Genomic DNA, 14,418 nt, shown 5'->3' with positions numbered 1-14,418 from the left:
GACTCAATCTACACTGCGGGAGGATGGCGGCAAGTGGTACGGGGCGCCGCCCTGCTCGACTTTGGACACGATGAAGCGAGCTATCTGGCGCGCAGCAGCGTGCGCAGCCAGGTTTTGCCGAAAAGCATCAGGACCAAAGCCGAATAGACCGGGACGGTCACGATGATGAGAACGCCCAGCGTCGCTTCGTCGCGGAGGCTGGCGAGGCCCGCAAACTGCTCCGCCGCCAGGCGCCCAGCCGCCCACAACACCGCGGCGAGGACCACGCCAGTCAACGCGAATTTGCCGAGTGCCAGCAGGAACGCGCGATCAAATTCGAGATAGCCGGCGCGCATGGCGAAGAAGATGACCAGCAGCAGATTGATCCAGGCACCAGCTGCGGTGCCAAGTGCGAGGCCGATCTGCGCCAGAGGCCCCATCAGCAGAATCTTCAGGACGACGTTGACCGCTATGCCGGTCAGCGCGGCGATCATCGGCGTCGTGGTGTCCTTGCGGGCATTGAAGGTCGCCACGGCGCTGCGGATCATCACAAAGGGGATGAGCGCAATGGCATAGGCGGCGAGCGTCGCCGCAGCGACTGCAGCATCCGCCTTGGTGAAGGCCCCGCGGGCAAACATCGCGCGCATGATGATGTCGGGCACCACGAGGAATGCGGCGACGAAGGGCAGCGAGAACAACAGCGTAAACAGGAAGGCGCGGCGTTGCGCGCCCATGGCGCCGACGTGATCGTCTGCCGCCATCCGCCGCGACATTTCCGGCAAGAGCACCGTGCCGATGGCAATGCCGATCACCCCGATCGGTAACTGGTTTAGACGGTCCGCATAGTACAGCGCCGACAGCGCGCCGACCGGCAGGAAGGTCGCGATGATGGTGTCGGCAAACAGTGCGACTTGCGTGCCCATGGAGCCCAGCGTCGCCGGGCCGAGCGCGCGGAAGAAGCCGCGCACGTCCTCGTCGAGACGCAGCGGCGCAAAACGTGGCAGCCCACCATGGCGCTGCAAGTCTCCGGCGAGCAGGAAATATTGCAGAAAGCCCGAAATCAGCACGCCCCAAGCCGCCGCGTGACCCGCACTCGGAAAGAATGCAGCCAGCGCCAGCGTCGCCATCATTGAAATATTGAGGAAGATCGAGGCCGCCGCCGCACTGGCAAAGCGCTGCATGACGTTCAGCATGCCGCCATAGAGCGTCACCAGCGTGATCAGCAGCAAATAGGGAAAGGTGATGCGTGTCAGCTCGATGGCAAGATGACGTTGCACGGGATCATCGGTGAAGCCCGGTGCCAGGACGCTCATCGCCTGCGGCATGAACAGGATGGCCAGGATGAGCAGCACGACCTGCGATGCAAAAAGCAGCGTGAAGATGCGGTCGGCGAACAGATGCGCCGATTGCGGGCCGCCCTTCCCCGTCACATGGGCGTAGGCCGGGACGAAGGCGGCATTGAACGCGCCTTCGGCGAAAATGGCGCGGAAATGATTGGGCAGTCGCAGCGCCACGAAGAAGGCGTCCGCCACCGGCCCGGCGCCAAGGATCGCCGCAAGCATGATGTCGCGCGCAAATCCAGTGATCCGCGAGAGCAGCGTATATCCGCCGACGGTGAAAATGCGTCCCAGCATCAGCCGCTTCTACAGCATGAAGCGGCGGTGCAAAACGCTCAACTTAGGCCGCCAGCGCGTCGCGCACAGCCTGGATAACGCGGTCCTGCGTGGCTTCGTCGAGATAGGCATGCACCGGAAGGCTGATGACATCGGCCGACAGCGCCTCGCAGACCGGCAGACCGCCATCGACGACCGGATAATCCTTATAGGCAGTCTGCATATGCATCGACTTCGCGTAATAGATCGCGGTCGGCACGCCCTGCGCCTTCAGCTCATTGGCAAAGGCGTCACGGTCCGTGCCCTCCGGCAGGCGGATCACGTAGCAGGCCCAGATCGACGTATTGCCCTCGGCGACCCGCGGCACCGTGACAAGGTTGCCGAGGCTGCGGGCGTAGCGGTCGGCTACTTTGTTGCGGGCGGCGATTTCGTCGTCGAAGATCTTCAGCTTTTCCAGCAGCACCGCGGCCTGGATGGTGTCGAGGCGCCCGGTGATCCCCAACCGGACATTGTCGTATTTGTCCGAGCCCTGACCGTGGATGCGGATGCTGCGCAGGTCCTCCGCAAGCTGGTCGTCATCGGTGAAGATGGCGCCGCCGTCGCCGAAGCAACCGAGCGGCTTGGCCGGGAAGAAGCTGGTGGTGGTGGCGAGCGCCGAGGTGCCGACGCGCTTCCCCTTGTAAGTCGCACCGAAGGCCTGCGCGGCATCTTCCAGCACGAACAGGCCCTCAGCCTCGGCGATGGCAGTGATCGCGTCGAGATCGGCGGGCTGGCCGAACAGATCGACCGGGATGATCGCTCTGGGCGTTAGGCCGGCCTTCCTGGCTGCGGCAATGCCACGCTTCACGGACTCAGGGCAGATGTTGAAAGTGACCTCATCGACTTCGACGAACACGGGCGACGCGCCGACCAGTGCCACGGCCTCGCCGGTTGCACAGAAGGTGAAGGATGGGCACAGCACGGCATCGCCCGGGCCGATCTTTTTAGCCATCAGCACCATCATCAGCGCGTCGGTGCCGCTGGCGCAGCTGATCACATGTTTGGCACCGCAATACCTGGCGAGCTCGGCCTCCAGCTTGGCGACTTCCGGACCATTGATAAACTGGCAGTGATTGAGCACGCGAGTGACCGCCTCATCGATCGACGTACCCAGCCGCTGACGCTGCGCATTGAGGTCGATGAAAGGAACGGGGTCGATGCGCGTGTGCTGGTTCATAATGCCTGGCCTGCAGAGTGTCGTGTTGAAGTCTGGATATTGGACGCCGGCGCATGCTTGCGCCGGGTCGCACTTGCGTCAGCCGACCACCTTGCGGGGCGCCGGGTGTGATGCTGTGGCCGCGCGCTTCTTCGGCGCTTCCAGGCATTGGATCGCGATCTCGAGGGAGGCGACGCCCTCCTCGCCGGTCACAGCGGGCACGCCGCCGGTCCGCACCGCATCGAGAAACGCCATCAATTCGGCGCGCAGCGGCTCGTCCTGTCCGACCGGCAGATGACGCATCGAATAGCTGCCGTCGGTCTTGAAACCGAAACATTCGGTGACCTGACGGGTCAGCAGATCGCCCATCACATATTTTCCGCGCGTCGCGACAGTGACCGTGCGCGCCTTGAATGGCGTCAGCCAGTTGGTGTTGATATGGGCGAGCACGCCCGACGCCGTGCGGAACTGCAGCAGCGCGATGTCTTCGCGCTCGGCGACGGCGGAGGCCAGCTGCGGCTGCACCTCGACGATATCGCTTTCGGTGAACCAGCGGATCAGGTCGATGTCATGCACGGCGAGATCGATGACAACGCCGACATTGGACATGCGCGGCGGAAACGGGCCGACGCGGGTGATGCCGATGGAGAGAATGTCCTCGCCTTCGATCGCCTTCTTGATGGTGGCGACCGCCGGATTGAAACGCTCGACATGGCCGATCATCAGCGTGACCTTGGCGTTGCGCGCGGCCTCAACGATCTCGCGTCCCTCTTCCACGGTCGATGCTATCGGCTTCTCGACCAGCACATGGATGCCCTTGGCGATGCAGGCCAGCGCGACTTCGTGATGCAGGTGGGTGGGCGCAGCAATGGTCACGGCATCGACGCCGGCGGCCAGCAGCGCGTCCAGATCCACGAAGGTCTTGCAGCCGATCAGCTTCTCGGCGCGGATGCGATGTTCGAGCATGGGATCGACGATGCCGATCATCTCGATGCCCGGCAGCCCGGCCAGCACGCGGCCATGATTGGTGCCCATGACACCTGCACCTACGACGCCGACACGCAGCGTGCGAGCCGCATCTTTTGCTGCGGACATTTCTTTCGACACCATTCAATAAACCTCGAAATTCTTAAGGGCACGCGGCGATTCACCATACCGGCGCCGTGCGTTCTCCTAGCATGCCCGCCACAGATGTGGCGATTGCCCCGCGGAGCTACCCAAACACGTTTTGATTCAAAGAATTACAAGGCAAAACGAGAACGATAAACAAAACATAAACTCGAATTCGTCCTGCCAAACCGCGGGCGAAATCCAACAGGCAATTGATTTTATTCTCATGCCTGCAACAAGCTTGGCAATTCTTCCAGCGGTCCGCGATGCATCAAAGCTTGAGGGAACGCTTAGGATCTAAGTGCCCAGAGGGAGCAGAATCTCCCATACATGACATCGCCTAGAATCACGGCATGTCGCTCGACCCTTGATGCCATCAAGAATGAGCCGGTTAATTAGATTAGATAATGGTTAACATCCCGACCATTTGCATGAAATGAAACTCTGTAAGGATTCAAAGAGGTATTAAAACACCAAAACCAACCTATTCTGATGCTAATTTGCCACAGAGAGAAACTCTTGGAATTATCTAGATTACGCCGCAATTCGCAATCCGCTACACTTTGTGAATTGGAAGTGCTGTATTTTGATTTTGCACGATCAGTTTCGTCGGGGGGACGGTTTAATGCGGATCTTGGCTGTAGCCTGTAGTGCAATTGCCCTTAGTTGCGGGGGGGCATTCGCTCAGGCACCTCTGACAATCAACGACGCGCTGAAGCAAGCCATCCTTACTCATCCCGGTATTGGTGAAGCGGCCGCCAACCGTCGAGCGACCGAATCAGAATTACGGCAGCAGCAATCGACATTGCTCCCGCAGGTGCGGGTCGAGGGCCGGACCGGCCCGGAGCGCTACACCCAGGACGTCACGCCGCCGCCACTCGGCAACGACCAATGGGTCAACGGTCGGTCAGTTTCGATTTTCGGCCGACAGCTTATTTTCGACGGATTTACGTCGATTAACGAAATCTGGCGACAATCGGCACGTGTCAATGCCTCCGCTGCCCGTGTCCACGAACGAACCGAATTGCTCGCGCTCGATGCAGCGGAAGCCTACGTCGACATTACGCGCTACATGCGGCTGATCGCGATTGCGCAGGATAACGTGCGTGTTCACCGTAACCTGTTCTCCAACGTTCAGTCCCGCTTCAGTGGAGGCCGCGCCGGCGAAGGCGATCTTGAGCAAACCCGCGAACGAGTCGAGAATGCAGTCGCGACGCTCGCCGGCTTCCAGCAGAGCCTGGATGAGGCGCGGGCCAAATATCGCAAAGCTGTCGGTCTCGAGCCCATCAACCTTCGCACGCCGGGCCGGCTAGGCGGATTGCCCCGCACCAAGGACGAATCGCTGGCAACAGCTGTCCGATTCAATCCCACCATCAAGGCGGCCGAGGAAGATGCCCGCGCTGCGAAATACGGATTGGACGCTACTGCGGGCGCTTTTGTTCCGAATGTCTACCTTGAAGGGCGCGCATCGCGCGGGATCGATTCCGATAGCTATCTTGGCCGTCGCGACGTCGTGAGCGGTAAGGTTGTCGCGAGCTGGGATATCTTCCGCGGCGGACAAGACAGTTGGAAGCGCAGCGAAATGTCTGAACGCTATGTCGAAAGCACGATGCGGCATGCCCGTTTGCAGCGGGATGCCGTCGAATCGATCGACAAGGCTTGGGCTGCACGGACGCTGACTGCTGATCGGATCAGCGCGCTGAATCGCCAAATTACATCCGACCGCAAGGTCATTGTCGCCTATCAGAAGGAATATGAACTGGGTCAGCGGTCGCTGGTCGACCTGCTGAATGCTCAGAACCAGTTGTTCAACGGCTTGGTGTCGCTGACCTCGACGCAAAGCGTAGCGGTGTTCGCGGACTATCAGTTGCTCGCCGCGATGGGCGGACTGATCGAGTACGTGAAGGCGCCACCGCCCGCCGACGCGGCGCCGCTGGAACCGGCACTTTTCTTCAATTTGCTCCCCAACAAACTGCCGCCGGTAATCTGGAACGCGCCAGTGTCGGGTCCGGAACCACTGCGGACAGAGCGTGGGGTTCCCTATTCGAATTACGCTTTCGCGAGCGGACCCAGCGCGGTCGCCGCGTCGGATGGCGGGTTCTCGGATCGGTGGCAGACGCCGGTCAGTCCGGCTGCCGACCTGATCAACAGGGTGGCCGATTGGCGCTCCATGCCCGGCAAAGGCGCAGCCGCAAATTGATCCATCCCAAGAGGTGCTGCGGCGATTTCCTCTCACGACGCGACGTGAACGTCATTGTCGCCGAAGCAAGGCTTCGGCAACTGAGCTGCCTTTGACTACTCTTGGACCACCGATAACCGGCAATATGACCGGCGGGGCGGCTAGTGTTAACGACGCGGTTGATTAGCGTTACCAAGAGATAGTCCCGTTTCTGCGCATGAACTGCGCTAAACGTTTGCATCTGATATTTTGCATACTGATGTTTTCCATGACCGCCCAAGAGGGCCTGATTGTGAATATGCACACTGGCACCACAAATTCCCAGACGACGACAGCTGCTCCATCCCCGGATAGTTCGGACCTTGGCGATCCACTCGCGGAGGCGCTCATCTATGTCGCCGCCCATTACGGTCGAGCTATTAGCCGGAACGCACTCATTGCAGGGCTACCGCTGGTTGACGGGCGACTGACGGCAACCTTGATGGAGCGCGCTGGGCAAAGGGCCGGATTAGATATCAAGCCCGTTCAGCGCCCGATCGCGCAGATACCGGCATTGGTTCTTCCAGCTATCCTCATCATGAAGGACGGCACGACGTGTATCCTGACACGCTGCGCGATGGGAGACGAGACGATCGACCTTGTCGATCCCATGACCAAATCTGCACCGATGCGCGTCGCTCTGAAATCGCTCGAGACGCGTTATTCGGGATATGCGTTATTTGCACGGCCCGAACCCACTGCAGACGCGCGAACCGTTGCCGCAGGCGACCTGCCACGAAACCACTGGTTCTGGTCCACCGTCACGCGCTTCTGGCCCAATTATGGACACGTTGCGCTCGCCGCTTTGCTAGTCAACCTGCTCGCGCTGGCAGCGCCCCTCTTTACGATGAACGTTTACGACCGCGTGGTGCCGAACGGAGCGGTGCCGTCGCTGATTGCATTGGGATTGGGGCTTGGGCTGGCGATCGCTTTTGATTTCATCATCCGCATTGTTCGCAGCCGGATCATCGATCACACCGGCAAGAAAATCGACGTGGTACTGGCGGCGAAGATCTACGAGCATGTCCTTGCTATCAAGATGGCGAACCGGCCGACCTCGGTCGGCATCCTCGCGAATCAAATTCGGGACTTCGATTCGGTTCGAGACTTTTTCACGTCCGGCGCCGTCGTCGCTGCTACCGACCTCATCTTCGCAGTAATCTTCATCGGCGTGCTCTTCCTGATCGCCGGCCCGCTTGCCTGGATTCCGTTGCTGATGCTTCCGCTGGTAATGGGACTGGGATTTCTCCTACAGCGCCCGCTCGACAAAGCCATGAAGCGCCTGCAAGCGGAATCCGCGGCGCGGCATGGCGTGCTGGTCGAATCGCTGGCCGGGATCGAGACCGTCCGGGCGACCGGAGCAGAATCCCGCATGCAGATGGTGTGGGAAAGATCGGTAGCGGCAACTGCGCGATCCGGCGAAGCCGTACATTTCTGGTCAACGCTTGCGCTGACGATTTCCAGTTCCGCTCAGCAAATCACGAGCATGTTGCTGGTCATCATCGGCGTGTTCCTGATCCTCGACGGCAAGATCACGATGGGTGCACTGGTCGCAGCCAACATGCTTTCCGGCCGCGTGCTTGCTCCGATTTCGAGTCTGGCGTCCATCATCACCAGAGCCACGCAAACGACCAGTTCCCTGCGCGCCATCGACCGCCTGATGGGGCTCGAACGGGAGCGCCCGCCCGGCAGGGCCTATGTGAGCCGCAAGATCGAGAGCGGCGACATCGCGTTCGCAGGCGTGAGCTTCAATTATCCCGGCAGCAAGGAATCCGCTCTGCAGGAGGTCTCGTTCCAGATCAAGGCCGGAGAGCGCGTAGCCATCATCGGCCGGGTCGGCTCCGGCAAAACCACCATCGGACGGCTTCTCTCCGGCTTCTACGAACCGTCCGCCGGCAGTATTGCCGTCGATGGGATCGACTCGCGGCAATATGACCCGGCGGATCTCCGCGCCGGCATAGGTTTCGTCATGCAGGATACTGACTTGTTCTTTGGCAAGCTGCGGGACAACATCACACTGGGCAAACCGGCCGCGACCGACGAGGAAGTGATCAGCGTGGCAAGGCTCGCGGGCGTCGAGGATTTCGTCGCAATGCATCCACTCGGCTACGACATGCCTGTCGCCGAAGGCGGACGCAGTCTGTCGGGCGGCCAGAAGCAGGCCATCGGCCTCGCCCGTGCTCTGATCAGGCAGCCCAGGATCATTTTCATGGACGAGCCGACGGCCCATTTCGACGTCCGGACTGAAACTGAATTTCTCGAACGCCTGAGAAACATTGCTCGGTCTGATATGACGATTATCGTTTCGACCCATCGCCCGTCGCTCTTGGCGCTGGCTGATCGCGTCCTTGTCTTCGATCGCGGACGCCTCATTGCCGACGGCCCTCGCGAAGCAATTCTTGCCAACCTTCAAGCCGTCGCGCAGCGGCAAGCCGTGCCGATCAAAACCGAACTCAAAACCGGTCCCCGCAATGCAGCCGTCTGACTTCGCCTTCGCCAACGATGTGCGCGCCGCAGCCGAACTGCGGACGCCGAAGACCTCGCGGCTGGTTCTCTTCTCGACGCTCGCGCTGATGGTTACCGGTTTGATGTGGGCGCATTTTGCCGTACTCGACGAGGTGAAGCGAGGCAACGGACGCGTGGTGCCGAGTCGGCAAATCCAGGTCGTGCAATCGCTCGAAGGCGGCATAGTCGGCGCGATCCTCGCACAGGATGGCGCCATCGTCGATCAGGGACAGCCGCTGATGCGGATCGAGGACACCAAGTTCGCGTCGGAGTTCGGTGAAATCCGGGAGCGCAGCGCCGCAATGGGCGCAAGGGTTGCGCGACTTGAGGCGGAAGCTCGTGGCGTTACCGATCTGACCTTTCCAGCCGACCTGACCGAAGCCGCGCCGCGCGTTGTTGCCGGCGAACGAAGCGTATTCGATGCCCACCTGCGCAAACTCGCCCAGGACCTCGAGGTCATCAGCCAGCAGGAGACCCAGCGCAGGCGTGAACTCGATGAGTATGCAGCGACCGAAACCAAGCTGTCGGACACCCTGAGGCTGCTCAGCCGGGAAGCCGACCTCACGCGCAATCTTTACAAACAGAAGGTCGTGCCGGAGATCGAGATGCTGCGGATCGAACGCCAGGAGAGCGAGGCCAAAGGCCAACTCCAGGTCATTCGCGCATCGAAGCTGAAAGCCCAGGCTGGCATCCAGGAAGCGCAAGCCAAGAGTCAGACCGCTCGCGCCGCGCTGCGATCTCAGGCCGATGAAGATCTGGCCAAGTCGAGAGGCGATCTCGCCGTTCTTGAGGAGAACATCAAATCGGCGAAGGATCGGGTGTTCCGGACCGAGTTGAAGTCGCCGGTCCACGGCATAATCAACAAGCTCAACGTAACGACCATCGGCGCCGTGGTGCAGCCCGGCGCCAACCTGATGGAAATCGTGCCGCTCGACGACACCCTTCTGGTGGAAGGCCGCATTCGTCCGCAAGACATTGCCTTCATTCGCGCCGGCCAGGACGCGGTCGTGAAAGTGACTGCATATGACTCGTCTGTTTACGGCTCGCTGAAGGGAAAGGTCGAGCGCATCAGCGCCGATACTATCGCCGAGGAAAAAGCCGACCGCGGCAACGAAAAGACAGACGTATTTTACCGAGTGATGGTGCGAACCGACAAGAATTACCTGGGTCCCGCCGAGGCGCCGCTTCCTATCATCCCCGGCATGGTGACGACCGTCGAGGTGTTGACCGGCAAGAAGACGGTTCTCGACTACCTGATGAAGCCCGCGCGGTTGCTGAAAGAAGAAGCTCTGAGGGAGCGCTGACGCAACGCCGCGCTTAATGATTTGAGATGGGCGACCGGGCGATCACGGTAAAATCAATACAAAATCAATCTTAACTGCACATTACAATTCCGTCGAATTTGATGGACTTGCTTTTCGCCTGTTTCACCGTGCCGCTCGTAATATCCGGGAGGCACTGTTCCGTTTAACCGAAATCACAGTCGGACATCGAATACTCGCGCCTGAGCACGGGATGCAGATTGGCACAAGCCGACACACGCACCCGGCACAGAGGGGTGTAAGATGTTGGCCGTATCGGGAAGCCGAGTTACGCGCGTCGTAGCTGCAAGTGCCGTCATGCTAATCATGGCTGCCGGGACGCATGATGCTGACGCGAAGCAAAAGACACCGCACAAGCCGATCTTCGATGAGTTGGTCACGCCGTCGATGCTGGCGCCTGTGACTGCGCCGCAGCAGCGCTCGGCCAGCGGCCCGCGCTTCTTTTCCATCAACAGTGTGCTCGCAAAACTGGACGGCAAACCGAGTCCTGAAGCGGCAGTGCGCATCGCTTCTGCCAAGAGCGATGACGTCATGTCCGACGCCACCAACGCGATGGGATATGGCGCATCCGCAGACGCAGAACCGTTTGGCCTGGTCAGCTTCAGAGCTCCAGAAGGCTCGCTGTGGCGAAAATGGAAGGACCTCGGTCGGCAGATCGAGACTGACGTTGCAACCCTCGCTGCATGTCGATCCGAGCGATCGCAATGCGCAGGCGCGGCATCGCGCTTTGCCGCGATCGTCGATGAGGTTCGCGCTGGTCGCGGTAAAGCCCAAATCGAAATCGCCAACCGGCTGATCAACCGAGCCGTCATCTATACGAGCGACCTCATACAGCACGGCGTTCTCGACCGCTGGAGCGCGCCACTCGAAACCATCAGCTCCGGACGGGGCGATTGCGAGGACTATGCCGTAGCGAAATACATCGCGCTACGCGAGGCCGGCGTCGCAGAGACCGATCTCCGCATTTTGCTCGGCAGGGACAAGACGGCGCGGCAGGACCACGCCGTACTGGCCGTTCGCAGCGATGGAGCGTGGATCATTCTCGACAACCGCTGGCTCGCCGCGAAGACAGATGCTGAAACATCGCAGTTTACGCCGCTCTACGCGCTCGACCGCGGCGGCGTGAGCCTCTTTGCCTCCCCATATTTGTCGAGTCTGTTCCGCGACGCTGCCGGCATGGCGCCCGCATCGGCTGGCACCGACGTCGAAGCCAACGATACCGGGACGATGTGGAATGACGCCGATAAGGCGAACGCGCGGGAGCCGGCGATGATGCCAACCTCCAATGGTTCACACGAGCCGGCCAATCCGCTTTTGCTCTGATCACCGCTGCGCGCACCTCCTCTGCTCCAATAGATCAGGCGTGCAGGAGGTGGCCCGGGGATCGAGTACAAATATCTGGGTGTTGACGGCGGGCAGCGCGCAATCCGTATTCGATACCGTGATACACTGACCGGGTCTGGTTCGAAGCGGCCTTCGGTACCTGGTTGGCAGCGACGATCGTCAGGGATCGTTTCAAATGAGAGTGCCTGCATTTTTCGCCACGATGTGCCTGGTCGCCGGCGGCGCCCTACTGGGCATTGTGCAGCCCGTTGCGGCACAGGAAACCACCGTCGAGCGGACCGCTCGCGGCCTGCCCGCAAAAGATATCCAGGTCGGCATCTATCTCAACGTCCAGCCGGATTGCACCGGTGGCACCCTGCCGGCCATTCGGCTCGTGAGTCCGCCGACCAATGGCACCGTCAACATCAAACGCGGCAAGGTCGCGGCCACCAACTACAAGCAGTGCCTTGCGCTGGAAGTCCCCGGCTTCATCGCCTTCTACAAATCGAAGCCGGACTTCCTCGGCAATGACACCATGACCGTCGAGGTGAAGTATCCCGGTGGCCGCACCGAGATCCAGAAAATCACGGTAACGATCGATGGCGACCCGGGTGGACGCAAGATCTGAGTGGCCGTCTGCCGCCATTCGGGTCGGCACTTCCTTCCGAAAGATCAGTCGAATTGAACGCAACTGCAACAAAAGCCCGCCGGATTGCTCCGGCGGGCTTTGTCATTTTGATCCTGTCGATCTCGAAGGATCAGACCTTGTGGACATCGCTCGCGGTAATGGCCGCGTGGTTGTCCAGGATCGCAAGCAGCACGCGATTGGCACTACCGCCGCCATCGCTGTCGTAGAAGAGTTGGCCGGTCGACTGCTGGTAGGCAAAGTGAGAGCCTCCGATGTTAATCGTGTTTGGATCCTGCACGTTGCTGACGCCAAACAACTCACCCGTAGTAATCGCTCCCGTACCTCCCGAAAGACCGGTGAAGGCCGACAGCAGAACGTCAATCGAGTCGGAGCCTGACACAAAATCAGTGATGTGGTCCGTTCCATCCGTTGGCGCGTTGTAACGGAAGTGATCCACACCCACACCGCCGGTCAGGGTGTCGTTCCCGGCAAGCCCAATCAGGGTTTCTCCACCGTTACCGGCCACCAGCAAATCATCGCCGGATGTCCCGGTCATCGTGGTTGTAATTGGCGTTGTGGTGACGTTGATTACGCCAGTCGATGTATCGCCGTCGGCATCCGTCGCGGTCAGATTGAAATGCAACGGCAGATCGTGCCCTGCATTGAGTTGCAGGTAGCCGACATTCGCAACCGAGAAAGTACTACCGCTTACATAACCAATCTCGGCACGATCATAACCGTCCGCAGTATAGACCGCGATGACATCGCCGTTATTCGCCGAAACAGTAATCCCGCCATTTAACGTCGAGAAAGCCGTCAATACACCGTTCTTATAGACCGAAGTGATCGTATCGGCAGGATCGTTGGTGAAGCTGGAATCGTTGCCTGCATCGTAGACTTTCACAAAAACCGTCGTCGCGCTCCCGTTCTGAACGGTAAATGCAAAGCCATTCACGTCATAGTGGGGGCCGTAGGTAAAGCTGTTGTGCGAACCATTTCCGCTGACAACAACATTTGAGGCGAAATCGAACCTGAGAGTTTCGCTTGTGCCAATTGAGGGGTTTCCGACGCCGAAGCTCGTGACGCCGCCGCCGTTACTGCCATTCACAGTATCGCTGCCCGATATGAGGATGTCGTGATTCAGAGCTGTCGTATCGTCAACGACCTTGTAATCGCGAGCGGCAGTATCAGTAAAGTTCGATGGCGTAATCGTGTTGCCCGAGCCGTCATCAAGGCTGCGCAGGAACTGAATGTTGTAGAGATCCTGAGTTTCATTCAGGGTATTGGGCGCCAGCGTCACGGTAAATACCGTGGTCTCATCGCCATTTGCGGCATTGCCATCGAGATCTATCTTGCCCGAGAGCGTCCCTGTTCCAAACCCATACAGATGAACGGTCTTCCCGCCAGACGTAACAGGCGAGATTCCGCTTGTCAGCGTCGAGCCATTCGTCCCGGTGAAAACAACTGAGCCGCTGTCGGCCCCAATGCTCTCGTAGAAATTCAATGCTCCGCTACCGACCGCGTTCGAACCGTTTTCGATCACCATCGACTGGGCGGTGAAGTTGACCGGAGCATCGTCGACGATCGTCGTGCTCACTGTTCCGGCAACCTCGTCCCCGGACGAGTCGGTGGCAACCACCTTTACGCCATTGAGGATGACATCGAGCGTGCTCGGCGAAACGAGATGCGAGAAATGGTCCACTAACGTTGCCGTCACGGTGACGAAAGCATCCGACCCTGCAGCAGCGCCTGTCGCTCCAGATAATGCAAGGATCAATGCCGCCTGGCCACCAAACGACAGCGTCAGCGTCCGGCCATCGCCAGAGAGCGACCATTGCGGTGTTCCGCTTCCCAGATTCGCAAAGGTTGGCGTGGCATACGCATCGGCCAGATTGTTTGGATCGGCGAACTTGATCGAAACGATGTTTTCGCCGGTCGCATGGAACTGCAGCCCGTTGGTATCGATAGAGGTTTCCGCGGTGGACGATGGGTTGGTTCCGAGTTTAACGCCCGCTGCCAGATCGTTGCCGTCCTGAATGCGATCGAGAGCAGATTCCAGGACCGTCATACTCGACAATCCATCGACCACCTGAGGCACCGAGTTTTCGATGGTGATCTTCAAGGTGGTGGTCGACAAGTCGCCGTCGCCATCCCGGATCGTGTAGGTGAATATATCATCGCCAATCGCCCCCACATTCGCGGTGTAGGTATATTGGCCGTTCGTTCCCAGCGTCAGCGTACCTTTTGCCGTATTGATGGTGCCACCCGCAGACGCAGAGCCCGCCGTAATGCCGGTGACATCACCAACAATCGTACCGGCCACAAACCGGCTCACCGTCGCTCCATCGGCTCCAAGGACATCGATTCCAGCGATGCCGCTGGTCGTATCGACACCGGTCAGGACGTTGCCGTCGGTCGAAGACGAGCCGCTCGTCACGCTGTCCGTGTCGGCATGTGCCGTCGGTACGTCGTCGATGATGGTGATGTTGATGGTCCCGGTCGTGGTGTTGCCGTTCGCATCCGTC

General features: G+C 59.9%; 9 protein-coding genes. 5 read left to right on the top strand and 4 right to left on the bottom strand.

Translation table 11 applies throughout. The features are described from left to right. Positions 1-80: 80 nt before the first annotated feature. The 3 genes from murJ to AC1RLZ_RS17260 all read right to left on the bottom strand — a co-directional run bounded on the left by murJ (position 81) and on the right by AC1RLZ_RS17260 (position 3,882). Entirely contained in the window at positions 81-1,613 is a 1,533-nt protein-coding gene (murJ, locus tag AC1RLZ_RS17270) for a murein biosynthesis integral membrane protein MurJ (protein WP_493189605.1), read from the bottom strand. Between the two features lie 43 nt (positions 1,614-1,656). Next, complete coding sequence (locus AC1RLZ_RS17265; protein ID WP_493189604.1) at positions 1,657-2,808, bottom strand: DegT/DnrJ/EryC1/StrS family aminotransferase; 1,152 nt, start codon at positions 2,806-2,808, stop codon at positions 1,657-1,659. A gap of 78 nt (positions 2,809-2,886) precedes the next feature. Further along, positions 2,887-3,882 carry a Gfo/Idh/MocA family protein gene (locus AC1RLZ_RS17260; protein ID WP_493189603.1) on the bottom strand — a complete coding sequence of 332 codons (996 nt, stop codon included), beginning with the start codon at positions 3,880-3,882 and terminating at the stop codon, positions 2,887-2,889. A gap of 640 nt (positions 3,883-4,522) precedes the next feature. On the opposite strand from AC1RLZ_RS17260, the gene AC1RLZ_RS17255 reads away from it, so the two are divergent. The 5 genes from AC1RLZ_RS17255 to AC1RLZ_RS17235 all read left to right on the top strand — a co-directional run bounded on the left by AC1RLZ_RS17255 (position 4,523) and on the right by AC1RLZ_RS17235 (position 11,893). After that, on the top strand, positions 4,523-6,097 hold the full coding sequence (locus tag AC1RLZ_RS17255) for a TolC family outer membrane protein (RefSeq protein WP_493189602.1): 1,575 nt from the start codon (positions 4,523-4,525) through the stop codon (positions 6,095-6,097). Between the two features lie 238 nt (positions 6,098-6,335). Beyond that, positions 6,336-8,600 (top strand): type I secretion system permease/ATPase, encoded by a 2,265-nt coding sequence (locus AC1RLZ_RS17250; RefSeq protein WP_493189601.1) that lies wholly within the window; start codon positions 6,336-6,338, stop codon positions 8,598-8,600. Further along, on the top strand, positions 8,587-9,924 hold the full coding sequence (locus AC1RLZ_RS17245) for an HlyD family type I secretion periplasmic adaptor subunit (RefSeq protein WP_493189600.1): 1,338 nt from the start codon (positions 8,587-8,589) through the stop codon (positions 9,922-9,924). The genes AC1RLZ_RS17250 and AC1RLZ_RS17245 overlap by 14 nt, the downstream gene beginning before the upstream one ends. A 315-nt stretch (positions 9,925-10,239) precedes the next feature. Beyond that, positions 10,240-11,265, top strand: coding sequence for a transglutaminase-like cysteine peptidase (locus AC1RLZ_RS17240; RefSeq protein WP_493189599.1), 1,026 nt, complete (start codon positions 10,240-10,242; stop codon positions 11,263-11,265). A gap of 196 nt (positions 11,266-11,461) precedes the next feature. Next, a complete protein-coding gene (locus AC1RLZ_RS17235) occupies positions 11,462-11,893 on the top strand; it encodes a hypothetical protein (RefSeq protein ID WP_493189598.1) in 432 nt (143 codons plus the stop codon). Between the two features lie 130 nt (positions 11,894-12,023). On the opposite strand, the gene AC1RLZ_RS17230 is transcribed toward AC1RLZ_RS17235, so the two are convergent. Next, positions 12,024-14,418, bottom strand: a 2,395-nt coding sequence (locus AC1RLZ_RS17230; protein ID WP_493189597.1) for a beta strand repeat-containing protein, incomplete at its 5' end; no start/stop codon positions are given.

The sequence above is a fragment of the Tardiphaga sp. GW822-FHT04G09 genome (genome assembly GCF_058800725.1).
The sequence above is the reverse complement of the archived record's forward strand: the minus strand, read 5'-3'. Positions and strand labels throughout refer to the sequence as shown.

Bases quoted from the DNA above. Each gene is read 5' to 3' on its own strand.
- AC1RLZ_RS17245 (WP_493189600.1), top strand. From the start codon at position 8,587: ATGCAGCCGTCTGACTTCGCCTTCGCCAACGATGTGCGCGCCGCAGCC.
- AC1RLZ_RS17235 (WP_493189598.1), top strand. From the start codon at position 11,462: ATGAGAGTGCCTGCATTTTTCGCCACGATGTGCCTGGTCGCCGGCGGC.
- AC1RLZ_RS17265 (WP_493189604.1), bottom strand. From the start codon at position 2,808: ATGAACCAGCACACGCGCATCGACCCCGTTCCTTTCATCGACCTCAAT.
- murJ (WP_493189605.1), bottom strand. From the start codon at position 1,613: ATGCTGGGACGCATTTTCACCGTCGGCGGATATACGCTGCTCTCGCGG.
- AC1RLZ_RS17255 (WP_493189602.1), top strand. From the start codon at position 4,523: ATGCGGATCTTGGCTGTAGCCTGTAGTGCAATTGCCCTTAGTTGCGGG.
- AC1RLZ_RS17250 (WP_493189601.1), top strand. From the start codon at position 6,336: ATGTTTTCCATGACCGCCCAAGAGGGCCTGATTGTGAATATGCACACT.
- AC1RLZ_RS17240 (WP_493189599.1), top strand. From the start codon at position 10,240: ATGCTAATCATGGCTGCCGGGACGCATGATGCTGACGCGAAGCAAAAG.
- AC1RLZ_RS17260 (WP_493189603.1), bottom strand. From the start codon at position 3,882: ATGTCCGCAGCAAAAGATGCGGCTCGCACGCTGCGTGTCGGCGTCGTA.